The following is a 24,608-nucleotide window of genomic DNA, read 5'->3' as shown; positions in this document are numbered from 1 at the left end:
GGTCAGCGCCCTACCATTTGAACACCGCGGAGATTTCGTAGGTCCGCGGTGCGCCCAGCAGGATCTGGTCGGGATAAAACGGGTCGCCCCAGATCGCGTAGCGCTTGTCGGTGAAGTTGCGCACCCGGAAAGTCAGGCGGGCCTGGTCGACGGCGTTGAAGACCGTCTTGGGGATATCGACGAAGGCGTAGACATCACCGACCGTGTAGGCATTCATGGTCACGGTGTTGGCGTCGGTGTTGTAGCGGTCGCCGACATGGCGGCCGGTGATGCCGACCTCCACCGGCCACGGCGTGAAGAAGCGCCAGGACGCACCGGCATTGGCGACGATGCGCGGCACGTTCGGCGGCGTGTTGCCCGAGAATGAGCCGCCCGCGAAATCATAGTCGGCATAGCGCGCATCGACATAGGCGATGTTGCCCCAGAGCCGCAGAGACTCGATCGGACGGATCGCCCCGGCAAGCTCGACACCTTTCGATTCCTGCCGCCCGGCGATGTTGAGCGTCTGGCCGCCGGCTGCCGCATAGACGTTCTTGCGCACGATGTCGTAGGCCGAGAACGACCACTCTGCCCTGTTGTCCCACAACACATGCTTGACGCCGGTCTCGTAGGTGCGCGCAGTCGTGAGATCCAGGTTCTGGGTGGGCAAGAGCAGGAAGATGTTGTTGGCCGCGATGTCGGCGCCGGTGGCGTACTGACTGAAGAAGGTCAGGCCGGGCACGGCCTCCCAGGTGTAGCCGATGCGGCCGGTGACGGGCGCCCAGTCCTTCGTGAACGGGAAGCTTGCGTTCTCCAGACCGTTGACGTCGGTCGAGTTGCGGTCGAGCCCGATATGCTCGACGCGAAGGCCACCGATCAGCGAGAACGTCCGTGTGAGCTTCAACCGATCCTCGAACGACAGCGCCTCGTTGTCGATGCGCGCGGTCTGCTGCTTGGTCGTGAGCGTGCCGTAGAAGCCGCGATCGGGATCGACCAGCGAGACGAAATCCTCCGGGAAGTTTGCAGCACCCGGCCTGACAAAGTCGAGATAGCTTGACGACACCGTCGTGACGAGGCGGTTGTCAAAGCCTGCAATGTTCGCATCCCAGGTCAGGTCGGTAATATTGCCAACCAATCGCTGGCTGTGCGCGACGTAAAAACGGCTGCGATCAACCGTGTTCAAGTGCAGGGGATTCGTGGTGAACGCCTCGACCTCGTTGTTGAACCACGAGCGCTCCGCGCCATAAGCATAGGCCTGGCTCTTCAGTACGAGGTCAGGCGCAAGCTTCAGCTCAAAGCCGCCACGAAGCCAAACCTCTTGCGCTACGTTGCGGTTATCGAGGACGTTGTAGTTGGTGTTGAAGGTGCGATCGTCGATCGTAATTGCACCGAGGTTCGATTTAGTGAAATCCGACACATAGGTGCCGGAGACGATTCCTGCCGTGGCGTGCGAGCCGCTGAAGGCGACCGGCACCAGCGGCGCGCCCCAATAAGCCTTGCCGCGATCCTCGCGATATTCGATCGCGCCCCACACCTTGAGGCTGTCGGAGATCCGGTAGTTGAGCTGGCCGGAGACATCGAGCGTTCTGGTGTTGGTATCGTCGGCAAAACCGTTGAGCGAGGAGCGGCTGATGTCGAAGCGGTAGTCGAGCCCCTCGACATTGGTGCTGCCACCCGAGCCGTAATGCGCCCGGAAGGAGTTCAGTGAGTCATACGAGAAGTCGGCTTCGTTCCGGATCGGCCCGGTGTGTGGCTGCTTGGTGACGAAGTTGATGGCGCCGCCGGCGGCGCCCTCACCGGAGATCAGCGACGCCGGACCTTTCAGAAATTCGACGGCTTCGAGATTGGCCGTGTCCATGACCCGCGAGGTCATGTTCTGCGGGCCGATCTTGATGCCGTTATAGAGCGTGTTGATCTGGCTGTTGGTGAAGCCGCGCATCGAGAACGCTGAGGGCTCCGCCGGGTTGTCGCCGGATGTGACGCCGACGGCACCCTGGGCCACCTCGGAGACGGTGCGGTAGCCCTGCTCGCGGATGGTCTCGGCCGAGATCACCTCGACGGTCGCTGGGGTCTCGCGCACGGTCAGGCCGAGACGCGAGGCGCTTTCGGCGACCGCATTGCTGTTGAGCGGTGTCGGCACTGTGGCGTTGGGCACGACCGGCTTTGGCGCGGCCGCTGCCGCGGCGGGCCTGCGTGCGGCCGTGCGGCGTGCTCTTGCCGCGTCCCGGCCGCCCGGCTTGGCCTGCTGACGGGATTGCGGCGGCGAGACCTCCACCGCAGGCAGGGGCTCGCGAGCCTGCTGCGCCAAGGCAGCTGACATGTCGATGGCGGCAATAGATGTGAGTGCGGCGGACGCCAGCAGGAAACGGCGTGGTCGTACAATACGGATGGAAGACACGGTCTTGGACCTCGGTGTGACGTCAGTGGCACGTCACCGCGAACCAAGGTCCCATCTTCCGGCTGGTAAGCCCTCCGATGAAGCCGAATGTCTGTACTCCCCGACCGACATCTTCGCGTGTGACCACGGCTGACGGCAGGTCTCCTGGCTCGCGGGTCGTGACCGCTTCGTCGCCTTCCCGGGACCGAGGACCCAGTGGCTTGTGACGAAGGATTCACCGCTTACAGTTGCGGGGGCAGCTACGGCATTGGGGATCATGTCCCCGCACCGCATTCCCTTTTCATCCCCTCTCGGGGAAACCGTCAAAGTCATCTAGGGTTACGATCAAGACAGAGTCAATGTACAAGCTGCGGCGTTATTGTCACAGCGACCAACTTCTTTGGAGATAGGTATGGAAGGCGAGACCTTCCTCTGGCTGATCCGGCATGCGCCGGTCGAGGGCGTCAAGGGGACGATCCACGCCGCGGACGCGCCTGCCGATCTCGGCGATCGCGAGCAGTTCGAGAAGCTGCGACGGTGCTTGCCACGGGATGTGGCGAGCTATGCGAGCCCTTCGCGACGCACGGTCGAGACGGCGCGCGCGCTGGGGCTTGAGCCTGACCTGCTGCCCGAATTCGGCGAGCAGGATTTCGGCGACTGGACCGGCCGGCGCCATGACGCGCTCGCAGCCGGCGGCGGCGAGGCCTATGCGCAATTCTGGAGCGATCCGGCGCGCGGTCGGCCGCCCGGCGGCGAGAGCTTTGAAGAACAAGTCGCGCGCGTGCGGTTGGGCCTTGCGCGGATCGGCGCTCGTCAGGCAGCGCTGATCGTGCATTCCGGCACCATCCGCGCCGCGTTGTGCATCGCGCTGGATCTGACGCCGCACGCGGCCTTGCGCTTCGTCGTCGATCCGCTGTCGCTGACCCGGATCGACCGGCTCGCGACCGGCTGGCGTGTCGTCTCCGTCAATCAGCGCGTGGCCTAGGACGGCCGATCCGGGACGTTGGCCTGTGCGAACGTCGCCATGTCGTTGTGAAGGCCACAGGCCGAGCGCACCAGCGGCAGCGCGATCGCGGCGCCCGATCCCTCGCCAAGCCTGAGATCGAGGCTGATCAGCGGCAGCACGTTCAGCGCGCGCAGCACCAGCCGATGCCCCTGCTCCGCCGATTGATGCGACGGCAGCAGGAACGGCTGACACGATGGATTGAGCCGCACCGCCGCGAGCGCCGCGACCGACACGATAAAACCATCGATCAGCACGGGAATGCGCGCCTGCGCAGCCGCTATGATCGCACCCGAGATCGCCGCGATCTCGAGGCCACCGACGGCGCACAGGATCCTCTCGGGCGCCGCACCCGCAACGCCATGACGCGCGATCGCCGCATCGATCACCCGCGCTTTGTGCGCACGGCCCGCCGCATCCACGCCGGTGCCGTGGCCCGCAATTTCCTCGGCAGCGACGCCGAGCAGGCTCGCGGCGATCGCCGCCGAGGTCGTGGTGTTGCCGATACCCATCTCGCCGAAGATGAGGAGATCGGGCTGATCGGCCTTCGCCCGCACCACTGCGCGCTGTCCCGCCTCGAAGGCGAACGCCAGCTCCGTCGGCGTGAGCGCAGCTTCGACGCTGAAATCGCGCGTGCCGGGGCATGGCTTGTCCGTGACGATATCGGGCATCGCTTCTTGCGCCAGCGTTCCGGCGTCGACCACTTCGAGGCTCGAACCGAGCTCGCGCGCCAGTACCGAAATCGCGGCGCCGCCCGAAGCAAAATTCGCCATCATCGCGATGGTGACGGCCTGCGGATAGGCCGACACGCCCTGCGAGACGATGCCGTGATCGCCGGCAAAGATGATGATCGGCACGCGCGCGGCGCGAGGGCGTTCAGTCGCCTGCAAGCCGGCAAGCTCAATCGCAAGCTGCTCGAGCCGCCCAAGCGCGCCGGTCGGCTTTGTCAGTTGTGTCTGTCGCGCGATCGCCGCATCGCGATGCGCAACGGAGATCTCGGGGCATTTCCGGGTGACCCATTCAGGGAGCATGCTGCCTCGCTTACGGCCTGCGCTTGAGAATGTAATTGTCCATGATCCAGCCATGCCGCTCGCGCGCTTCGTGTCGTGCGGCGACGATGCGCGGGCCGACCTCGGTGAGCCGGCCGGACATGATGATCTGATCGGCCATGCCGAGATAGGCGCCCCACCAGATGTGAAGTCCGGCCGGATCGAGCGACTGGAACGCCGTGCCGCCGTCGAGCATCACGACGATCGTGTCGACGCCCACCGGCCAGCCGCCTTCACGCAAGCGGCGTCCCGTCGTGACCAGAAACGGCTCGCCGATGTCGTTGAGCGGCAGCGCATGCGCCGCGCACAGCGTCTGGATCGAGGTGATGCCGGGCACGACCTCGATTTCTGGCAACGGATTGAGCCGCCGCGCGATGCGCAGCGAGGAATCGTACAGCGAGGGATCGCCCCAGATCAGCAGCGCGACCTTGCCGTCTCCGCCGAGATGATCAGCGATCGACCGCGACCAGGCCGCAGCGACCGCGTCGTGCCAATCGTCCACGCCCTTGCGGTAGTCGGCCTCACCGGCGTCGCGCACGGGCAGATCGAACTCGGCGATACGCGTGGTGCCGTTGGCGAGTACATCCGCGCAGATGGTCCGCCTGAGATCGGCGAGATCGGATTTTGCCGTCCCCTTGCGCGGGATCAGGACGAGATCGGCGGCGTTGATCGCGCCAATCGCAGCGCGCGTGAGCTGTCCGGGATCGCCGCAACCGATGCCGATCAGGGAGAGCGTCATCATGACGATCCGCCCTCCGCCAGCGCGCCGAACAAGATCACGGCCGCCGTGGAAGCAGCGCCGCCACGCGCGAGCTGCTCGGCAAGCTCGGCAATCGTGGTGCGCACCAGCCGCTCGTCGGCGCGGCCGAGGGACTCGGCGAACAGCGCCGGCGTATCGGGCGAGAGCCCTTGCTCGATCAATTTCGCGACCAGCGCCGGAAAGGTGCGCCGGCCCATATAGACCACGGTCGTCGCGTCAGGATCGGCCAGCGCCGCCCAGTTCAAATTCTGCGGCAACTCGCCGGTGACGTCGGCCCCGGTGACGAACTGCACCCGGCGCGAGGTGTGACGACGGGTCAGGGGAATCCCGGCTTGCGCCGCGGCGACGCAGGCCGAGGTGACGCCGGGAACGATCTCGTAGCCGATGCCGGCCTCGCGCAGCGTCTCCAGCTCCTCCTCGAGCCGGCCAAAAATGCCGGCATCGCCAGACTTCAGCCGGACCACGCGCACGCCGGTGGCGGCATAGTCCACCAGCAGGCGATTGACGTGATGCTGTTTTGTCGACGGCCGCCCTGCCCGTTTCCCGACCGCGACGAGATTAGCGCCCGGGCGCGCCAGATCGAGGATCGCGCCCGAGGCGAGATCGTCATAGAGCACGACGTCGGCCTCGCGCAGCCGCGCGGCGCCCTTGAGCGTGAGAAGCTCGGGGTCGCCGGGGCCGGCGGAGATAAAGGAGACGAAGCCGCTCACCGGTCCTCCGCGATCAGATGGAAGAAGGTGCCAGTCGCGTGGTCCCGCCGCGAGCCGGTCTCGGCGATGACGGCGCCTGTCGCATCATGCACGACCGCCAGCGGCGTATCGGGCTGGGCGACGATCGTCGAGTAATGGAATTCATGACCGCGCAGGCGCGCTCCAACCTGATGGCCCGGCATGGGCGCCGCGAGCGCGGCAAGACGATAGCCGAGATGCATGCGGCGCTTGGCAAAGCTCGTCTCCAGTCCGAGCAGGCCCGTCATCTCATGACGGAGACCGTCGGCATCGGTCAAGGCAGTCCCCAGCACCATATACCCCCCGCATTCGCCGTGCACGGGTCGTGTCTCGGCGAAGGCGCGCAGGCCACTGCGAAAGCGCGCGTTGGCGGCGATCTTGCCGGCATGAAGCTCGGGATAGCCGCCGGGCAGCCAGCACACGTCGGCGTTGGCGTCGGGTGCTTCGTCGGCGAGCGGCGAGAAGGTCGAGATTTCCGCGCCTGCCGCGCGCCAGGCTTCCAGCATATGCGGATAGACGAAGGAAAACGCGGCATCGCGGGCCAAGGCAATGCGCTGGCCCGGCGGCGTCACATTCAGGCCGTTCGCCGCTGGTTGCACGGACCACGCGGCTGCGGCTCGCAGCACCGCATCGAGATCGACATGCCCTGAGACAAAGCGCGCGGCCTCGTCGATCAGTTTTCCGATCTCGGCCTGTTCCTCGGCCTGAACCAGGCCGAGATGCCGCTTCGGCAGGCTGATCTCGGCATGGCGCGGCAGCGCGCCGAACACAGCGATGCCGACGTCATTGAGCGCGCGCCGCACAAGATCCTCGTGGCGCGGGCTGGCAACGCGGTTAAGCACCACGCCGGCAAGGCGCACGCCGGGGCGGTAGTCACGCAGACCCGCGGCAATCGCCGCGGCTGTTTGCGCCTGTCCGGAGGGATCGATCACGAGCACCACCGGCCAGCCCAGCATCTCCGCGATGTCGGCGGTGGCGCCGGTGCCGGAAACACCGCGCGTGGCGACGCCGTCGAACAGGCCCATCGAGCCCTCGGTGAGCACGATGTCGGCATCAGTGCCGCGGCTGACGAGATGCGCGATACTGGCGCGATCCATCGCCCAGCTATCGACATTGACGGAGGCGCGCCCCGTGGCTGCGGCATGGAAGGCGGGATCGATATAGTCAGGCCCGCTCTTGAAGCACTGCACGCGTAATCCGCGATTGCGCCAGGCGCGCGCCAGCGCCAGCGTCAGCGTGGTCTTGCCGACGCCGGAGGCCGGCGCGGAGATGACGAGACCCGTCGGCATCACGACGCCTCCGGAAAACGCGGCTCAGTGCCGACAGGGCGATAGCGGCGGTCGTAGTCGGCGGCATAGAGACGACTCTCGTCGAAATCCGCCGCGCCAATCGTCTTGCCCACCAGGATGAGCGCGGTGCGCTCCATCTCGACGCCAACGGCCGCATCGAGCGTCGCCAGCGTAGCGCGAACAATGCGCTGATCCGGCCAGCTCGCGCGCCAGACGATCGCGACCGGGCAATCTGTGCCGTAATGCGGCGTCAGCTCGGCGACGACCTTGTCGAGCAGATGGATCGACAGATGAATGGCCAGCACTGCACCGGTCGCCGCAAAGGCTGCGAGCTTCTCGCCCTCGGGCATCGCGCTGGCGCGGCCCGGTGTGCGCGTCAGCACCACCGTCTGGGCAAGACCGGGCAATGTCAGCTCGGCCTCGATAGCCGCTGCGGCCGCCGAGAACGACGGCACACCCGGCGTGACCGTGAAAGGAATGCCGAGCGCGCGCAGGCGGCGAAGCTGTTCGCCCATCGCTGACCAGATCGAGAGATCGCCGGAATGCAGCCGCGCAATGTCCTTGCCCTCCGCATGCGCGGCTGTGATCTCCGCGATGATCTCGTCGAGCGACAGAGGCGCGGTGTTGACGATACGCGCAACGCTCGGGCAATGCGCCAGCACGCCCTCGGGCACCAGCGAGCCCGCATAGAGGCAGACCGGACAGGACGCGATGAGATCGCGCCCCCGCAAGGTGAGAAGATCGGCGGCGCCCGGCCCGGCGCCGATGAAATGCACCGTCATGGACCGTCTCCTTCCGCGATCGCCGCGGTCGCGGTGCGATCCTGCGAGACCGCGCGCGGTGCGATGAGCCGCGCGCGTGGGCCGGCGGCGGCGAGCGCTGCCGCTTCGGCGACCGATCCCGTGCCGAACCTTTCGGCAACCAGCGACGACTGCGTCGGCGTCGCGATACCGGCCAGCATGTCGGCAGCGATAGCCTTGATTGGAACGCCACACTCGTGCGCGAGCAGTTTCAGTGCCTCTGCGTCGGCCTTGTCGCTGACGGTTGCCACGGCCGCGAGGCCATCGGCACCGCCCGCCGCCACAAGCGCTTCGCGTAACGAGGCGAGCGTGACATCTTTTTTGAATCCGAGCCCGGCGACCTTCATCGGACCGCACTCCACTGCACCACCGGCCGCACGGCCTCCCAGGAGCGATAGCGGCCGAGCGGAGCGGCATGCGCAATCTCGACCCGCATCAGCTCGCCACCATGCTGCTGATGCAGCTCGCCGAACAGCGCTTCCGTCTCCAGCGTCACCGAATGTGCAACCAGCCGGGCGCCCGGCGCAAGCCGCGCCCAAATTGCATCGACCATCGCACGATCGAGACCGCCACCGACGAAGACGGCGTCGGGCACATCCAGCGTTGCGAGCGCTTCCGGCGCCCGTCCCGTGACGACGGTGATCCGATGCGCCAATCCGAACGTCGCAGCATTGCTGCGGAGGTTCGCGACGCGATCCTCTCGGACCTCAACGGCGATCGCAGTTCCTCCGCACAGCGCCCACTCCACCGAGATCGAGCCGGAACCAGCACCGATGTCCCACAGACGCTCACCGGAACGCGGCGCCAGGGCCGAGAGCGCGAGCGCGCGCACCGGCCGCTTGGTGATCTGGCCGTCGTGAACAAAGAGATCGTCCGAAAGTCCGGAGCTGCGAGGAATGCCCTGCCCGCCCCTCGCCTCAATTGCGACCGCAACGAGGTTTCCCGCGAGATCGCCCACAAGGCGGTCCGCACGATGCTCTGCAATACTTTCGCGCGGCCCGCCGAGCGCTACGAGGCTCCAGAATGCCGAGGCGCCCCATCCGCGACCGCTCAGCCATCTTGCGAGATCGCCGGCGGCCTTGCCGTCGCGCACAAGACAAATGATCCGCGCGCCCGGAGCCAGATGCGGCGCGAGACGCTCGAATGGCGCAGCATGAAGCCCGAGGCAGACAACGGATTCAAGCCGCCAGCCCAGCCGCGCGGCGGCGAGCGAGAAGGTCGATGGTGCGGAGTACGCAATCCACTCACCAGCAGCCAATTTCTCGGCGAGGCCCGCGCCGGCGCCATGCCAGAACGGATCGCCGGAAGCCAGCACCGCCGTCGGCCGGCCGCGGCAGCTCAGCACGATGTCAGCATCGAACGGCATCGGCCACGCGCGGCCGCGGTCGCCGACATCTGCGAGCGCGAGATGACGCTCGCCGCCGAACACGGTTTCCGCGTTAGCCAGCGCCTTTCGACTTGCATCGGACAGCCCGGCAAGGCCATCTTCGCCGATACCGATGATGGTCAGCCAGGGATTACCCATGACGCGCGCCCTTATTCTGGGCGGAATTGCAGATGCGAGCCTGCTCGCCGCCGAGATCGCGCGCGCGGGGATTGACGCCGTGTATTCCTACGGCGGCCGTACGCGGGTGCCTGCCGATCAACCGCTGCCGACCCGCATCGGCGGCTTCGGCGGCGTGAGCGGGCTTGTCGATTACATCAGGCGCGAAGCCATCACGCATGTGATCGACGCGACGCATCCCTTCGCAGCCGAGATGAGCCGCAATGCCGTTGAGGCGTGCGCGAACACCGGCACGCCGCTGATCGCGCTCGAGCGCGCGCCCTGGACCAGCGTGCCCGGCGACAAGTGGATTGAAACCGAGGATGTCAACGCCGCGGCCGCGACCCTTCCCGAAGCGCCCGCACACGTGTTCCTCGCCATCGGCCGCCAGCACATCGCGCCGTTCGCGGCGAAGACGCAGCACGCCTACACGCTGCGCTTCGTCGATCCGCCCGAAGCGCCGCTGCCCTTCACTGCCGATGTACTCGTGTCGCGCGGGCCGTTCACACTCGACGGCGAACTGGCGATGATGCGCGCGCGCGGCATCAATTGGATTGTCGCCCGCAATTCCGGCGGCGACGGCGCGCGCGCCAAGATCGATGCCGCCCGTAGGCTCGGCCTGCCCGTGATCATGATCTCGCGACCAACGCTGCCGAAGCGGCTGCGGGTGGAGAGCGTCGTTGAAGTGATGCAATGGCTCGATCATGGCGACCGCCTCGGCGCATAGACCCAACGGCCGATACGGCGCGTCTGCGAATTTCCGACGATGACGAGCGTGCGCATGTCGGCCATCTCGGGCGTTGCGTCGTTCAGCGTCACGGTCACGATGGTCTCGTCGGCTGCGCTGATCGCGCGTGCGAAGATCACCAGCCGCTCGCCACAGCCGGCCTCCTTCAACACCGCGAGCGCGCGGCCAAATCCTTCTGGCCGGCTCGCCGAGCGCGGATTGTACAGCGCAATCGAAAAATCAGCTTCGGCGGCAAGCCGCAGGCGCTGCTCGATCAAGGCCCATGGCTTGAGATTGTCGGAGAGATTGATCGCGCAGAAATCATGGCCGAGCGGCGCACCGGCGCGCGCTGCTGCGGCCAGCATCGCGGTGATCCCCGGCAGCACACGGATCGACAGCTCCCGATATTGCGGCGCCTGCTCGAGCGCTTCGAACACGGCGGAGGCCATCGCAAAGACGCCGGGGTCGCCGGAGGACACGACGACAACTTGTCCGCCTGCGGCGGCAAGCCGCAGAGCCTCGGTTGCCCGGTGCAGCTCTTCGCGATTGTCGGACGGATGTAGAGAGAGCCCGGCGCGCGGCGGAACGCGCGCGACATAGGGCGCGTAACCCAGAATATCCGTCGCGGCGGCGAGCGCGGCGGAAACCTCCGGCGTCAGCAGTGCATCGCTGCCCGGCCCGAGGCCCGCAAGGGTCAGCGTTCCCGTCATTCGGCAGCGTCCGGATGCCGGCCCTTGCCGTGCACGAGAACGATCGCAAAGTACGGACAATCGGCGGCATCGATCTCGGCGAGCCGCACCACGCGTTCGCCCGGCATGGTGCCGCGCTCGACCAGCCAGGCATCATCGAGCCGGCCGGCGGACGCGAGCGCGCGGCGCACCTTTGCGAGATTGCGGCCGGTCTTCATGATCACGAGCGCGTCGGAATCGCGCATGCGCCTTTCGAGCTCGGCCTCGGGAAGCGTGCCCATCAGCACCGTCGTCACGTCGTCGCCAAGCGCGATCGGTTGTCCCACCCCGTTCCAGCAGCCGACCATGCCGGGAATGCCAGCGATCACCTCGATATCGACGCGGCCCTGCAGGCGCGTGTGCAGATGCATGAAGGAGCCGTAGAAATAGGGATCGCCCTCGCAGAGCACGACGACATCGACGGCGCGGGCCAGTCGCGCGAGGCGCTCCGCCCATTCGTCGTAAAAGTCGGCCAGCAGCTGGGCATAGTCCGGGCTGTCGAAAGCGATCTCGGTCGTGACCGGATATTCCATGGGATATTCGGTGACGTCGGTCGCCAGCATGCCCTCGACGATGCGCCGCGCCTGACCGGGCCGGCCCTTCTTGCGGAAATAGGCGACGTGCTTTGCGCCGCGCACGGTGCGATCGGCGCGCACGCTCATCAGATCGGGATCGCCCGGGCCGAGACCGCAGCAGATGATGCGTCCCATCTCTATTCGCTCCGGCTTGCGAGCGCGTTCACCGCGGCGACCGTAATCGCGGAGCCGCCGAGGCGGCCTTCGACCGTCAGTGCCGGGACCGGCGGATCGGCCATCAGCGCGGCCTTGGATTCGGCCGCACCGACGAAACCGACGGGGCAGCCGATGATCGCCGCAGGCCGCGGACAGTCGCGGTCCTCCAGCATGTTGAGCAGATGAAACAGCGCCGTCGGCGCATTGCCGATCGCGACAATCGCGCCGTGGAGATGCGGCCGCCACAGCTCCAGCGCCGCGGCCGAGCGCGTGTTGCGCATGGACTGCGCCAGCGCGGGAACGGTCTCGTCACCAAGCGTGCAGATGACGGCGTTGGCCGCAGGCAACCGCGCGCGCGTAATTCCCTCCGAGACCATGCGCGCATCGCACAGGATCGGCGCGCCCTTCTGCAACGCGGCGCGCGCGGCGGTGGCCATATCAGGCGTGAAGCGGATGTGCGTCTCCAGGCCGACCATGCCGGCGGCATGGATCATCCGCACCACGACCTGCTCCTCATCAGGCGCGAAGCGCCCCAGATCGGCCTCGGCCCTGATGGTCGCGAAGGATTGCCGGTAGATCGCCGCGCCGTCGGTCTCATAAGTGTGCGGCATCAGTGCCCTCCCATCAGGATGGAGGGATCGCGAACGATGTCGTCACGGTCGAGCCCGCGCAGGATCGGCTCATCGCGCGTCGAGCCGCCGCGCACGAGATCGAATCCTGCGCCCGTCGCGACCAGCGTGATCGCGGCTGCGCCGGAATGGGCGCAGCCCTTGGCGCAGCCCGAGACGTGAAGCCGCGAGGCTGCGCCGATGTTCGGCGCCAGCGCCGCGGCAAGCGCGCGGGTGTCGGCATGCGCCTCGCGGCAACGCGGCGCGCCGCTGCAGGCGATGACGCGCAGCGCCGGGTCGTAGGCTTCGGTGATCAGGCCGGACGCGGACGGCATCGTCCGCTTGCCCTCGCTCAGGACCATCCGCCACGGCGTCATCCGCAGCGCGTGCCCGCAGCCGGAAAGCTGATTGAGCGTCGCATGCGGCATCTGCCCGAAGGCAACGCCGACCATGGCCCCTTGCGGATAAAGGCCGGGACGCACGGCTGCCATGATGGGCGCAGGCTCCGCCTCACCACGCAGCGCTTCGGGCAATTTCGCGCCGGCCGCAAGATGCGTTGCCATCCGCCCTCGCCCATCCCTGACGCCGGACGCGACGAACCAGCGTGAAACAGCAAGTGCGGTCGCCACAGCCTCGCCACGTGCAACGCTGCGGCCGAACCTGGCGCCGTCCGGGCGCACAAGGAGACGGCCGACGGCGTCACGCTCGATCCGCACGTCAGCGGAATTGCCGGCGAGCACGCGCGACTTGCCGTCATCGATGGCGAAGCCGAATTTGGTCGGCAGTTCGAGCATCGAGTCTGCCAACGCTTCTTCGAGCTCGGCCGCAAGCGCCTGGGTCTCGTCGCCGTCGCGCCAGAACGGCGTGACCAGGATGTTGCGCCGGGATTCGGTGTCGGCGTCAGGATCCAGCAGCGTCAGTTGCGCCAGACCATCAAGCAGCAGCCGATGGCTGCTCTCGCTGACGCCCCTGATCTGGAGATTGGCGCGGCTGGTCACGTCGATCAGCCCATTGCCGTGGCGCTCGGCAAGATGCGCAAGCCCGGCGGCCTGTGCCGCATCGATCCGGCCGCCGAACGGGCGCACGCGGACCACGAGCCCGTCGCCCGATTGCATCGGTCGCAGCGCGCCGGGACACCAGCCCTTCACCGAAGCCGCGCTCATGACGCCTCCTTCAGCGCAGCCGCAATCGAGTTGCGGCGCGTTCGCCAGAGCGAGGCCTCATGCAGGCGCGTAAAGCAGGTCTCCATCGCGGCCAGCGCCGCCGGATTTTCGCGCGCCATGAAGGCACGGATATCGACGTCGCCGAGCGTCGCGTCATAGTAGAGATCGAACAGATGCGGCGGCACCGCGCCGGCGAGATGGGCGAAGGCGGCCATGTGCTCCAGCGTCGCGGTGATTTCGGCGGCGCCGCGAAACCCGTGGCGCATCATGCCGGCGATCCAGGCCGGGTCGGCGGCGCGCGCACGGACCACGCGCGAAATCTCTTCCGTCAGCGTCCGCGCGTGCGGCTGCTCGGGGCGGGTCGTATCGAGATGATAGAGCGAAGGTCCGGCAGCACCGAGATGGGCAGCAGCTGCCGCGATGCCTGCTTCATGCGCGGCATAGTCGGCGGCGAGCAGCAGATCGGTTTCCGGCAGATCCTGCACGTGAACGAACGCATCGGCGGATGCGAGCCGCTGCTCGATGCCGGCGCGATCGTGCCTGATCTCCCCATCGGCCGAGAACGCCCACGACGATGCCGACAGCCAGGCCTCGCCGGCGGCATCGCGCGTCTCGGGCGTGAACGCATCGGGGATCGCCGAGAGGCCGACGCCGTACTGCCCGGGTCGCGGCGCAAACACGCGGGAAGCGCGGTGGCGATAGGGATTTTCCTCGCCCTCCTCCTCGCGCGAGGCCAGCGCTTCAGTGGCGGCCCCGAACAAGTGCGCGAGGCCTGCGAAGACATCGCGGAACAGGCCCGACACGCGCAGCGTGACGTCGATGCGAGGGCGGCCGAGTTCGGCCGGCGTGATGATGTCGTAGCCGGTGACGCGGCCGGAGGCGTGATCCCAGCGCGGCGCGAGACCGGCGAGATGCAGCGCCATTGCGAATTCTTCGCCTGCGGTCCGCATGGTCGCGGAGCCCCAGAGATCGACCACGAGGCCCTTCGGCCAATCGCCGTGATCCTGCAGATGGCGGCGCAACAGCTCTTCGGCGAGTTTTATCCCCTGTGCATGCGCCGACGGCGTCGGCACGGCGCGCGGATCGACGGCAAAGAGATTGCGTCCCGTCGGCAGAACATCGCCGCGTCCGCGATAGGGCGAGCCAGATGGGCCCGGCGCAACGCGCTGCCCCCCAAGCGCGGCAAGCATTGCGTCCCGCTCGGCGTCGCCGCAGTCACCGCGACCGAACACATGCAGGCCGTCGCCGAACTGGCTTTCCTTGAGATCGCAAACGAAGCGGTCGATCCGCGGGATCGCTTCGGCCGGAGCTGCCGAGGCATCAAGCCCGAGATCGTCTTCGAGGCCGGCTGCGCGCGCCTCCTCGCGGATCGCGGCGATCAGGCGCTGGCGACGGGCGGGATCGAGACCATCGGCGGTCGAATACTCGTCGAGCAGGCGTTCCAGCCGACGCAGGCCTTCCGGCACCGCGGATTGCGCGAGCGGCGGCGGCAGATGGCCGATGGTGACAGCGCCGATGCGCCGCTTGGCCTGCGCGGCCTCACCGGGATCGTTGACGATGAAGGGATAGATGACGGGCAGATCGCCGATCAGCGCTTCCGGCCAGCAGCTTGCGGACAGCGCCACGGATTTTTCAGGCAGCCATTCCAGCGTGCCGTGCGCCCCCATGTGCACGACGGCATCACACCCCTGCCCGCGGAGCCAGAGATAGAACGCGACATAGGCATGACGCGGCGTGCGGGCGAGATCGTGGTAGTCGGAATCGCGTGTCGTCGCATCGCCGCGCTCGGGTTGGACCGCGATGATCGAATGGCCGCAGGCAATCGCGGCGAAGTGGAATGCGCCATCGCGGCAGCTCGGATCGCTCTCCGGCGCGCCCCAGGCTTTCGCAAGATCGTCCTGCAGGACCTGAGGAAGACGCGCGAGCGCCGCGCGGTACGCGGCGACGCTCCAGGTCAGATGCTGGTTCAGCAACGTCTCGCCCAGCGCACGGACCGGCGCGACATCGAAGCCGGCCTCAGCGAGATCGCCCACCATCGCCTCGACCGAGGCAAGCGCGTCGAGACCGACCGCATGCGCGATCTGGTGCGGACGTCCGGGATAGTTCGAGAGCACAATGGCCAGCCGCTTCTCGGCGGCCGGTGTCTCCGCAAGTCGCCGCCAGGCCGCAACGCGGGCGGCGATGGCATTCACACGCTCCTCGTCCGGCTGATGGGCCAGATGCGAAAATTGCAGATCCGGATCGTGCGCCGCGGCCGACTTGAAGCTCACCACGCCCGCGAACAGCCGGCCGTCGACCTCGGGCAGCACCACATGCATCGCGAGGTCACCGGGCGACAGGCCGCGCAGCGACTCCACCCAATCCTCACGGCGCGCCGATGAGAGCGCGACTTGGAACACCGGACATGACGCGACATCGAACGGCGTCGTGCCGTCGTCGCCCATCGCCGAGAACGCCGTCGCATTGACGATCGCAGCCGGAGGATTCTTGGCGAGATGGTCCCGCAACCACTCCGCGACGCCCGCAGCCTTCAGCGAGGTCACGAACACGCCGTGCGCGTCAAAGCCCTTCTCGCGCAGAACAGCGATCAGTGCATCGACCGGGCCGGTGTCCGCGGCGGTGAGATAGGAGCGATAGAACGTCACCAGCGCGCGCGGCTTTCCATCGCCCGTCAACGGCGCGGCGATCACGCGACGTGCGGGATCGTAAAAGCCCATCTCGGGCACGTTCATTTCGCCGACGACGGGGCCGGCATAGAGGCCCGAGGCCAGCGCGAGCTGCGCGATCGCGGCTTGCGCAGCAACGGGACCACCGGTGTCGCAGAGCACTTTCAGCCGGCGCAGCGTCGAGACCGGCAAGGTGGAGTACGCATCGAGCCGCGTATCGTCGCGACCATCGGCCGGCAGCACGGCGAGCACGATGTTGCGATCTCTTGCCAGCTGCTGGAGCGCCGCGAGGCCATAGGGCCAATAGGACTCACCGCCGATCAGCCGCACCAGAATGCCGCGCGCCTGCGACAGCGTGCGCTCGACATAGGTATCGACCGAGAGTGGATGACGGAGCTCCGCGAGGTTCGCCAGCCGCAGCGACGGCAGGCTGTCGCGGCCGCGCCGCCAGCCGGCCGCAAACGCCGCGAGATCGGAATCCGAGTACGAGAGCACCACGAGATCGGCCGGGTCCTGGCCGATGTCCCTTGGCGTCGCGGTCTCTTCCAGACCGCGGCTCTCGCGGAAGACGACGTGCATCAGACTCCCAATCCCGCCTTGATCGCGGCCTCATCGATATCGCCGTGCTCGCCGATCACGACGAGCTTCGATTGCCTGCCGCCCGCGCCCCAGGGCTTGTCGAACTGGTGACGCACGCGCTCGCCGACCGCCTGCAGCAGCAGGCGCATCGGCTTGCCCGCCACTGCGATGTAGCCCTTGGCACGCAGCACGTTCTGTTCACGGGCCAGCTTCTGGACGGATGCGACCAGCGCATCGACATCGGTCACTTCAGGCAGATCAATCACGACCGAAGCAAAATCGTCGTGCTCGTGCTCTTCCTCGCCGTCATGATGCGAGGGGCGCGCGGCGAGATCGTTCTCGGCGGCGGCGCCGAGACCAAGGATGACGCGCGCGTCGATCGCGCCGTCGGTGATGGGCAGCATCGGCACGCGGCGCGGCATCTCGGCGGTAATCAACGCCTTGGCAGCCTCGATGCCGGCGCTGCCGGCCAGATCGGCCTTGGTCAGCAGCACGATATCGGCACAGGCGATCTGGTCTTCGAACACTTCCGACAGCGGCGTCTCGTGATCGAGATTTTCGTCGGCCGCGCGCTGTGCTTCGACAGCAACCGGATCCGGCGCGAAGCGACCGGCGGCGACAGCCTCGGCATCGGCCAGTGCGATCACGCCGTCGACCGTGATCCGCGAGCGGATCTCCGGCCAGTCGAACGCCTTCAGCAGCGGCTTCGGCAGAGCCAGCCCCGAGGTCTCGATCAGGATGTGATCGGGCCTCACGGGCCGCGCCAGCAGCTTCTCCATGGTCGGAATGAAGTCGTCGGCGACGGTGCAGCAGATGCAGCCATTGGCGAGCTCGACGATGTTCTCCTCAGGGCAGTTGGCATCGGCGCAGGACTTCAGGATCTCGCCGTCGACGCCCTCGCTTCCGAACTCGTTGACGAGCACCGCGAGCTTCTTGCCGTTGGGATTGCTGAGCAGATGCTGGATCAGCGTGGTCTTGCCGGAGCCGAGAAAACCGGTGACGACCGTCACAGGGACTTTTGCGAGCGAATTCATTCGGCGGCCTCCGGCAACACGGCAATGGGGGGAATGCGGGCAAGCGACTGCTTGCGAAAGATTTCCGGCCGACTGCGCCAGGGCACGAGGCCGTCGGGCGCGGCGGCATAGGCGGCAGCGCCCGCGACCACGTCCTGCGCGTTGGCATCCGACAGCCGGCCATAGACATAGGACCAGCGGCCGGGCGCGCTCAGCGCGACCGAGCAGCCCTGGCTGCATGCAGACAGGCATTCGACGGGAACCACATTGACGCCGTCGGGCACGCCGGCCTCGAGGATCGCACCATGCAGGCGCTTGCCGGGCGTAACCTCGCCCTCGCCAAGCGTCTGGCCGGCGCGGCAGGTGATGCAGACATGCAGTGTGACGGTCATCGCCTCTTCCAGAAGTAACAGCGGGAGGCGAAGAGGCTCACGAACCTTCTCTGCGAAGGCCCGTTTCCCCGTCGCGGAACACCCCGTCCGCCGGTCCAAAAATCGTCCGCGCTGGCAGGTCTCCCGGCTTGCGGAGCAGGGTTTCCCCTTCGATCCCCGCCTTCCCGATCCGCAAGTAGGATCAGTGGCTTTGGGCATCTCTCCGGTCACGGTCGCGGGGGCGGCTGCAGTTTGGACCCAAATCTTGCCGATTCGGACCCTATCGCATTCCCTCTTCGCCTGTCATAGGACAGGAACCAACGCCGGGTCACCATTTGCCCCCGGCCGCCTCTTGTCAAGCCGAAGGACCCTGTCAGATGAAGCCTGAACCGGACACCCAGACGGCCGAGGAAACCGACGCCAAGCACGCCGCGAAAATGGCGAGAATCAAGGTCGCCCGCGACAAGATCATGGCGACCAAGAGCGGCGAAAAGGGCCTCGTCATCGTCCACACCGGCGCCGGCAAGGGCAAGTCCTCCTCCGCCTTCGGCATGATCGTGCGTTGCGTCGCCCATGGCTTCCCCTGCGCCGTCGTGCAGTTCATCAAGGGCGCCTGGGACACCGGCGAGCGGCGCCTGCTGACCGGGCATTTCGGCGAGCTCTGCCAGTTCCACGCCATGGGCGAAGGCTTCACCTGGGAGACGCAGGACCGCGCCCGCGACATCGCGGCGGCGCGCGCCGGCTGGGAGAAGGCCAAGGAGCTGATCCTCGATGCCAATCTGCGCATGGTCGTGCTCGACGAGATCAACATCGCGCTGCGCTATGACTATCTCGACATCGCGGAGGTCGTCGACTTCCTGAAGACCTCGAAGCCGCCGATGACGCATGTCGTGCTCACCGGGCGCAACGCCAAGGACGAGCTGATCGAGATCGCCGATCTCGTCACCGAGATGACGCTGGTGAAACATCCGTTCCGCTCCGGCATCAAGGCGCAGGCCGGCGTCGAGTTCTGACGACGCCAAGCTCTGAAAAAACCATGGCACGCGCATTGATGATCCAGGGGGCCGGCTCGGACGTGGGCAAATCGCTCATCGTCGCCGGCCTTGCGCGCGCCTTCACGCGACGCGGCCTGCGCGTGCTCCCGTTCAAGCCGCAGAACATGTCGAACAATGCCGCCGTCACCGTCGATGGCGGCGAAATCGGCCGTGCACAGGCGCTGCAGGCGCTCGCCGCAGGCGTCGAGCCGCACACCGACATGAACCCGGTGCTGCTGAAACCCGAGACCGATGTCGGCGCACAGGTCGTCGTGCACGGCAAGCGCATCGCGACCGCGCGTGCGCGCGAATATGCGGCGATGAAGCCGTCACTCATGGGCGCGGTCCTGGAGAGTTTCGAGCGCCTGAAGGCGCGCGCCGATCTGGTACTGGTCGAAGGCGCCGGCAGTCCGGCTGAAGTGAATTTGCGCAAGGCCGACATCGCCAATATGGGCTTTGCCCGCAAGGCGGACGTCCCCGTCGTGCTGGTCGGCGACATCGATCGTGGCGGCGTCATCGCGCAACTCGTCGGCATCAGGACGGTGATCGACCCCGATGACGCCGCGATGATCCAGGGGTTTGTCATCAACAAGTTCCGTGGCGATCCCACGCTGTTCGACGATGGCTACAAGCTGATCGCGCAGAAGACCGCATGGCGCGGCTTCGGCGTGCTGCCCTGGTTTTCGCGCGCCGGCGAGCTGCCGGCCGAGGATGCGCTCGGCCTGAGCGACGCGCGCAAGCCTGGACAATGCAAGATCGCCTGCCTCGCACTGTCGCGGATCGCTAATTTCGACGACCTCGATCCGCTGAAGCTCGAGCCGGGCGTCGATCTCCTGATGGTGCGTCCGGGCGAAGCGATTCCCGGCGACGTCAGGCTCGTCATCATCCCCGGCTCAAAGTCCACCCGCGGCGATCTTGCCTTCCTGCGCGCACAGGGATGGGACATCGATCTGCTCGCGCATCACCGCAGGGGCGGCCACGTGCTCGGCCTCTGCGGCGGCTACCAGATGCTCGGACGCAGCGTCGCCGACCCTGACGGCATTGAAGGGCCCGCGGGCGACACGCCGGGCCTTGGCCTTCTGGATGTCCAGACGGTGATGAGCCCGCAGAAGACGCTGACGCGTGTGGCGGCCGTGCATGCGGCGACGGATCAGCCGATCCAGGCCTACGAAATCCACATCGGTCGCACCGACGGGACCGATCGCGCACGGCCATTCGCCAAACTGAACGGCGAGCCGGAAGGCGCGATCTCGCGCGATGGGCGCGCGCAAGGCAGCTATCTGCACGGCCTGTTCACATCGGATGAGTTTCGCAGGGCGTACCTCGCGCAGCTCGACATTCCCGCGGGCAACGAGCCGTATCACGCCAGGGTCGAGAGCGCGCTCGATGCGCTGGCCGATCACATCGAGCAACATCTCGACGTCGAAGGCCTGCTCGCGCTAGCGCGCTAGGACCTCGGCAAGGCGCGACCATTCGGCCTCGGCGCCCGGAAGACCCAGGCGCAACCATGAGGGGTTTTGCGCAAAGACGCGGGACCAGATCTGGCCGTACGCCAGCTTTTCCTGCGCGGCAAGCGCGTCCGGCGTTTCGTAGAGACGAAACAGCGGCGCGCCGCCGAGCAGCCGCCAGCCATGAGGCTGCACCATGGCGTCGAGACGAACACAGTCACGCGCAAGCCGCGCCGACGTCGCCTTGGCCCAGACATCGTCACGCAAAGCACGGCGGCCGATCGCGATCGCCGCACCCGACACCGGCCATGGACCTGACGCCGCCGCTAGCTTGCCGATGTCGGCCGAGTCGCCGATCACGAACCCAAGCCGCAGGCCGGCAAGACCATAGAACTTTCCGAACGAGCGCAGGATCAGCAGCCCCGGCCGTCCCGCTTCTGAGGCCAGCGAGAGCTCGGGAACCGCGTCAGCAAAACTCTCGTCGATGACGAGGTGACCGACAAGCGGCAACAGCGCGAGCAAATCGTCCGGGGCATAACGGCGGCCGTCCGGGTTGTTGGGATTGACGACGATGGCAAGGTTCGCCCCCGCCAGCGCGTCGAGCGCCCTCACCTCCTCGACCTCCCATCCCGCGGCCGAGAGAACGGGAGCATATTCGTTGTAGGTCGGTGCGAGAATGCGCGCCCGGCCGCGCGGTGCAAGCTGCGGCAACAATTGAATGGTGGCTTGCGCGCCGCCCATCGCAACGATCGGTTCGCTCGTCCGATAGGCGTGCCGGGCCGCCTGGTGCAGGGCCTCGATCTCGGATCGCGATGGCAAAGCCTGCCAGGAATGCGCGTCGATCTCCCCCACGGGATAAGGCAGCCGGTTGATCCCGGTCGACAGATCGATCCAGTCCTCCGCGCGTCCGCCAAAACGCTGCTGGGCCAGATCGAGATTTCCACCGTGCTCGCGCATGCCCTGTTCTTTCACGCGAAGGCCAGGATCGCAAGGACGCCAGCGAGCAGCAGCATGGCGCGACGGTAGACGGTCAAGCCCTCGACGATGTCGGCCGCAAGCGGATCGCGCGCGCCTTCATTGAGCCAGGGCTCCTCAGTCGCGCTGCCGTGATAGATGCGGGGGCCACTCAGCCGCACGCCGAGCCCGCCTGCCATCGCGGCTTCCGGCCAGCCGGCATTGGGCGAGCGATGACGGCGCGCATCGCGCGTCATGCATGACAGCGCGTCGGAGCGCTGCTGTGCGAGCAACACGAACAAAAATCCGGTCAGGCGAGCCGGAATGAAATTCGCGACATCGTCGATGCGCGCTGCCGCCCAGCCAAAGGCCTCGTGGCGTTCGCTGCGATGGCCGATCATGGAGTCCAGTGTGTTGATCGCCTTGTAGCCGAGGATGCCCGGCAGGCCGAACAGCGCGCCCCAGAACACCGGCGCGACGATGCCGTCGGAGGCATTTTCGGCGAGGCTCTCGATCGCCGCGCGCGCAATCCCAGCCTCATCGAGCGCGGCGGGATCACGGCCGACGATGCGCGAGACCGCTTCGCGCGCAGCGGCGATGTTACCGCCCAGCAGAGGATTTGCGACCGCCGCCACGTGATCATGCAGCGAGCGCAAGGCGACTAGCGGCCAGGCCAGAATGCCGACCAGCACGATTCCGATCCAGCCCCAAGGAAGCAGGAACCGAAGCAAGGACTGGAGCAGCCAGCCAAGAGCAACCGCGAGCGCAATCACCAGAAGCGCGCCGGCAACGCCGGCGGCGCGGCGGAGCGCCGGCGGGTCAGACTCGCGATTCCAGCCTGCGTCGATGGCGGCGATCAGCCGGCCCAGCCAGGTGACGGGATGGCCGATCCGCGCGAACAACGGCGCTGGCCAACCCGTGAGGGCATCCACCGCCATCGCCACCACCATCGCGCCCGCAAAGCCCACGCCTGCCTCCTGTCCCGCCCCTGTTGCGCAAAGCGAGGGGCCAGCGCAAGCCCCTACCCGCCTGATTTCGGCTTTGTCTTTGGCCGCGATTGGTGATTAGTCAGGCTCGCAGGAGACTTTCATGGCCGTCATCTTGATCACGGGCGGAGCGCGATCGGGCAAGAGCAAGCGTGCGGAAACGCGCACGCGCGCCTTTCCGGGGCGGCCCGTCTATGTCGCGACGGCCGAGGCGCTCGACGCGGAAATGGACGCGCGCATCGCCAGGCACCGCGCGCGCCGCGGAACCGACTGGATCGAGCGCGAGGTGCCGCTCGATCTTGTGGACGCGCTGACTGCTACCGACGGCGGCGGCGCGCGGCTTGTCGACTGTCTGACGCTGTGGCTCTCCAACCTGATGCATGCGGAGCGCGACTGGGAGCGCGAGGTGAGCGAGCTCGCCGCCGCGCTGCCCCGCCTCACGAGCCCGGTCGTCTTCGTCACCAATGAAGTTGGACTCGGCATCGTGCCCGACAACGCATTGGCGCGCAGCTTTCGCGACGCCGCCGGACTCATGAACCAGACCCTTGCGGCGGCGGCCGACGAAGTCGAGTTCGTCGTCGCCGGCCTGCCGATGAAACTGAAATGACGCCGCGCGCCGACATTCCAAAAGACATCGTTGCCGACCTCAGGATCGCGGCATCCTTTGTCACGATCCTGCCGGTGGCCTCGTCAGAGCCGGCCGGCGATAGCGCCATCGCGCGCGCGACCTGGGCGCTGCCGGTCGCGGGATTGCTGGTGGGCCTTGCAGGCGCTGTGGTCTACGCGCTCGCGAGCAAATTGGGACTGGCGTCAGGCATGGCCGCCCTGCTCGCCCTCGCCGCAACGACTCTCGTCACCGGCGCGCTGCACGAGGATGGCCTTGCAGATACCGCCGACGGCCTCGGCGGCGGACGGACGCGCGAACGCAAGCTCGAGATCATGCGCGACAGCCGGATCGGCAGTTATGGCGTCTGCGCGCTGATCCTGTCGTTCGGCCTGCGCTGGAGTGCGTTGGCCGCGATCGGCAATCCATGGGCGGTGATACTGGCGCTCGTCTCAGCGCATGCGGCGGCTCGCGCGGGCTTGCCGGCCTTCATGTCGCTGGTCGCCCCGGCACGTCCCGACGGGCTCTCCGCGCGCGCCGGATCGCCACCGGGCCGCAGCGTGGCCATCGCCTTCGCAGTTGGAACGCTCGCCCTCGCCCTTGCGCTCGGATCCGCCAAGGCGCTGGTCGGCCTGGTCCTGCTGTCGCTTGCCGGGCTGATCCTGGCGCGGCTCGCGATCCGCCAGATCGGCGGGCAGACCGGCGACATCCTCGGCGCGTTCGAGCAGGTCGGCGAGATCCTGATCCTGCTGGTCGCTGCAGCCTTCCTTCACGCGGGAGGATGATTGATGGTCGAGTTCGACGACGCCTTCCGCCGGCAATTGCACGAACTGTTCGTATGGCGCCGCGACGTGCGTCGCTTTCGCCCCAATGCGCTGCCCGACGGCGCCATGGAGCAGCTGATCGAGACCGCCTGTCTGTCGCCATCGGTCGGCCTGAGCCAGCCGTGGCGCTTCGTCACCGTCGATGATGCCGCACGGCGCCGCGCCGTGATCGACGATTTCAAGGCATGCAACGCCGACGCGCTGAATTGCTACTCCGGCGAACGCGCGGCGCGCTATGCCGCGCTCAAACTCTCTGGGCTCGAACAGGCACCAGGCCATCTCGCCGTGTTCGCCGACAAGGCCAGCGACATCGGCCATGGCCTCGGACGCGCGACCATGCCGGAGACCACCGAATATTCAGTCGTCGCGGCGATCACCGCCATGTGGCTCGCCGCACGTGCGGAAGGCATCGGGCTCGGCTGGGTCTCCATTCTCAGTCCGGAGCGCATCCACGGCGTGCTCGACGTGCCTGTCTCCTGGAAGTTCATCGCCTATCTCTGCATCGGCTATCCCGAGACGGAGTGCGATCAGCCCGAGCTCGAGCGGGCGAAGTGGGAACACCGGAGAGGCGCGGACGAATTCACGCTGCGGCGTTGATCCAAGCTCGTCATGCCCGGGCTTGTCCCGGCCATGACGGAGAGAGA

General features: G+C 67.2%; 24 protein-coding genes and 2 riboswitches. Of the genes, 7 read left to right on the top strand and 17 right to left on the bottom strand.

The features are described 5' to 3' along the window. Positions 1-10: 10 nt before the first annotated feature. On the bottom strand, positions 11-2,377 hold the full coding sequence (locus NLM31_RS16425) for a TonB-dependent receptor domain-containing protein (RefSeq protein ID WP_254192892.1): 2,367 nt from the start codon (positions 2,375-2,377) through the stop codon (positions 11-13). 116 nt (positions 2,378-2,493) lie between these two features. Next, positions 2,494-2,696: riboswitch (cobalamin riboswitch) on the bottom strand. A gap of 72 nt (positions 2,697-2,768) precedes the next feature. On the opposite strand from NLM31_RS16425, the gene NLM31_RS16420 reads away from it, so the two are divergent. Next, the gene (locus NLM31_RS16420) at positions 2,769-3,341 is read left to right on the top strand and encodes a histidine phosphatase family protein (RefSeq protein ID WP_254192891.1); all 573 of its coding nucleotides are present in this window, start codon (positions 2,769-2,771) and stop codon (positions 3,339-3,341) included. On the opposite strand, the gene cobT is transcribed toward NLM31_RS16420, so the two are convergent. The 7 genes from cobT to cbiT are packed head-to-tail and all read right to left on the bottom strand — an operon-like array spanning position 3,338 to position 9,510. Then, a complete protein-coding gene (gene cobT, locus NLM31_RS16415) occupies positions 3,338-4,390 on the bottom strand; it encodes a nicotinate-nucleotide--dimethylbenzimidazole phosphoribosyltransferase (RefSeq protein ID WP_254192890.1) in 1,053 nt (350 codons plus the stop codon). The two genes, NLM31_RS16420 and cobT, sit on opposite strands and share 4 nt — an antisense overlap. Before the next feature lie 10 nt (positions 4,391-4,400). Further along, positions 4,401-5,150 (bottom strand): precorrin-6A synthase (deacetylating), encoded by a 750-nt coding sequence (gene cobF, locus NLM31_RS16410; RefSeq protein ID WP_254130349.1) that lies wholly within the window; start codon positions 5,148-5,150, stop codon positions 4,401-4,403. Next, positions 5,147-5,878, bottom strand: a complete 732-nt coding sequence (gene cobA, locus NLM31_RS16405; protein ID WP_254192889.1) for a uroporphyrinogen-III C-methyltransferase — start codon at positions 5,876-5,878, stop codon at positions 5,147-5,149. The genes cobF and cobA overlap by 4 nt, the downstream gene beginning before the upstream one ends. After that, positions 5,875-7,185 (bottom strand): cobyrinate a,c-diamide synthase, encoded by a 1,311-nt coding sequence (locus NLM31_RS16400; protein WP_254192888.1) that lies wholly within the window; start codon positions 7,183-7,185, stop codon positions 5,875-5,877. The genes cobA and NLM31_RS16400 overlap by 4 nt, the downstream gene beginning before the upstream one ends. Further along, positions 7,185-7,967 carry a precorrin-4 C(11)-methyltransferase gene (gene cobM / locus NLM31_RS16395; protein WP_254192887.1) on the bottom strand — a complete coding sequence of 261 codons (783 nt, stop codon included), beginning with the start codon at positions 7,965-7,967 and terminating at the stop codon, positions 7,185-7,187. Before cobM ends, NLM31_RS16400 begins: the two co-directional genes overlap by 1 nt. Further along, positions 7,964-8,332 (bottom strand): cobalamin biosynthesis protein, encoded by a 369-nt coding sequence (locus tag NLM31_RS16390; RefSeq protein WP_254192886.1) that lies wholly within the window; start codon positions 8,330-8,332, stop codon positions 7,964-7,966. Before NLM31_RS16390 ends, cobM begins: the two co-directional genes overlap by 4 nt. Beyond that, positions 8,329-9,510, bottom strand: coding sequence for a precorrin-6Y C5,15-methyltransferase (decarboxylating) subunit CbiT (gene cbiT, locus NLM31_RS16385; RefSeq protein ID WP_254192885.1), 1,182 nt, complete (start codon positions 9,508-9,510; stop codon positions 8,329-8,331). Before cbiT ends, NLM31_RS16390 begins: the two co-directional genes overlap by 4 nt. Between cbiT and NLM31_RS16380 the strand changes: the two genes are divergently transcribed. Next, on the top strand, positions 9,509-10,255 hold the full coding sequence (locus tag NLM31_RS16380; RefSeq protein ID WP_254192884.1) for a cobalt-precorrin-6A reductase: 747 nt from the start codon (positions 9,509-9,511) through the stop codon (positions 10,253-10,255). The two genes, cbiT and NLM31_RS16380, sit on opposite strands and share 2 nt — an antisense overlap. On the opposite strand, the gene cobJ is transcribed toward NLM31_RS16380, so the two are convergent. From cobJ to NLM31_RS16345, 7 genes are read right to left on the bottom strand one after another with little or no spacing between them, the layout of a single operon-like run. Beyond that, entirely contained in the window at positions 10,231-10,965 is a 735-nt protein-coding gene (gene cobJ / locus NLM31_RS16375; RefSeq protein WP_254192883.1) for a precorrin-3B C(17)-methyltransferase, read from the bottom strand. The two genes, NLM31_RS16380 and cobJ, sit on opposite strands and share 25 nt — an antisense overlap. Beyond that, on the bottom strand, positions 10,962-11,693 hold the full coding sequence (locus tag NLM31_RS16370; protein WP_254192882.1) for a precorrin-2 C(20)-methyltransferase: 732 nt from the start codon (positions 11,691-11,693) through the stop codon (positions 10,962-10,964). The genes cobJ and NLM31_RS16370 overlap by 4 nt, the downstream gene beginning before the upstream one ends. Before the next feature lie 2 nt (positions 11,694-11,695). Further along, a complete protein-coding gene (locus NLM31_RS16365; RefSeq protein ID WP_254192881.1) occupies positions 11,696-12,325 on the bottom strand; it encodes a precorrin-8X methylmutase in 630 nt (209 codons plus the stop codon). Beyond that, complete coding sequence (cobG, locus tag NLM31_RS16360) at positions 12,325-13,485, bottom strand: precorrin-3B synthase (protein WP_254192880.1); 1,161 nt, start codon at positions 13,483-13,485, stop codon at positions 12,325-12,327. Before cobG ends, NLM31_RS16365 begins: the two co-directional genes overlap by 1 nt. Next, positions 13,482-16,730 carry a cobaltochelatase subunit CobN gene (gene cobN, locus NLM31_RS16355; RefSeq protein WP_254192879.1) on the bottom strand — a complete coding sequence of 1,083 codons (3,249 nt, stop codon included), beginning with the start codon at positions 16,728-16,730 and terminating at the stop codon, positions 13,482-13,484. The genes cobG and cobN overlap by 4 nt, the downstream gene beginning before the upstream one ends. Continuing rightward, positions 16,730-17,764: a cobalamin biosynthesis protein CobW gene (cobW, locus tag NLM31_RS16350; RefSeq protein WP_254130337.1), complete on the bottom strand. Its 1,035-nt coding sequence runs from the start codon at positions 17,762-17,764 to the stop codon at positions 16,730-16,732. Before cobW ends, cobN begins: the two co-directional genes overlap by 1 nt. Next, positions 17,761-18,135 (bottom strand): DUF1636 domain-containing protein, encoded by a 375-nt coding sequence (locus NLM31_RS16345; protein WP_254130336.1) that lies wholly within the window; start codon positions 18,133-18,135, stop codon positions 17,761-17,763. The genes cobW and NLM31_RS16345 overlap by 4 nt, the downstream gene beginning before the upstream one ends. A gap of 95 nt (positions 18,136-18,230) precedes the next feature. Continuing rightward, a riboswitch (cobalamin riboswitch) is annotated at positions 18,231-18,451 on the bottom strand. Positions 18,452-18,491: 40 nt separating this feature from the next. Between NLM31_RS16345 and cobO the strand changes: the two genes are divergently transcribed. Both cobO and NLM31_RS16335 read left to right on the top strand, forming a co-directional pair. Next, positions 18,492-19,127, top strand: coding sequence for a cob(I)yrinic acid a,c-diamide adenosyltransferase (cobO, locus tag NLM31_RS16340; RefSeq protein ID WP_254192878.1), 636 nt, complete (start codon positions 18,492-18,494; stop codon positions 19,125-19,127). A gap of 23 nt (positions 19,128-19,150) precedes the next feature. Next, a complete protein-coding gene (locus NLM31_RS16335) occupies positions 19,151-20,599 on the top strand; it encodes a cobyric acid synthase (RefSeq protein WP_254192877.1) in 1,449 nt (482 codons plus the stop codon). On the opposite strand, the gene cobD is transcribed toward NLM31_RS16335, so the two are convergent. Further along, positions 20,588-21,553, bottom strand: coding sequence for a threonine-phosphate decarboxylase CobD (gene cobD / locus NLM31_RS16330; protein WP_254130333.1), 966 nt, complete (start codon positions 21,551-21,553; stop codon positions 20,588-20,590). The two genes, NLM31_RS16335 and cobD, sit on opposite strands and share 12 nt — an antisense overlap. Before the next feature lie 11 nt (positions 21,554-21,564). Next, entirely contained in the window at positions 21,565-22,518 is a 954-nt protein-coding gene (gene cbiB / locus NLM31_RS16325) for an adenosylcobinamide-phosphate synthase CbiB (protein WP_254130332.1), read from the bottom strand. Between the two features lie 121 nt (positions 22,519-22,639). Here cbiB and cobU point away from each other — a divergent pair, with 121 nt between their 5' ends. From cobU to bluB, 3 genes are read left to right on the top strand one after another with little or no spacing between them, the layout of a single operon-like run. After that, positions 22,640-23,143 (top strand): bifunctional adenosylcobinamide kinase/adenosylcobinamide-phosphate guanylyltransferase, encoded by a 504-nt coding sequence (cobU, locus tag NLM31_RS16320; RefSeq protein ID WP_254192876.1) that lies wholly within the window; start codon positions 22,640-22,642, stop codon positions 23,141-23,143. Further along, complete coding sequence (gene cobS, locus NLM31_RS16315) at positions 23,140-23,925, top strand: adenosylcobinamide-GDP ribazoletransferase (protein ID WP_254130330.1); 786 nt, start codon at positions 23,140-23,142, stop codon at positions 23,923-23,925. Before cobU ends, cobS begins: the two co-directional genes overlap by 4 nt. 3 nt (positions 23,926-23,928) lie before the next feature. Continuing rightward, complete coding sequence (gene bluB, locus NLM31_RS16310) at positions 23,929-24,561, top strand: 5,6-dimethylbenzimidazole synthase (protein WP_254192875.1); 633 nt, start codon at positions 23,929-23,931, stop codon at positions 24,559-24,561. Positions 24,562-24,608 lie beyond the last annotated feature (47 nt).

Source organism: Bradyrhizobium sp. CCGUVB4N (assembly GCF_024199945.1).
GTDB lineage: Bacteria > Pseudomonadota > Alphaproteobacteria > Rhizobiales > Xanthobacteraceae > Bradyrhizobium.
The sequence above is the reverse complement of the archived record's forward strand: the minus strand, read 5'-3'. Positions and strand labels throughout refer to the sequence as shown.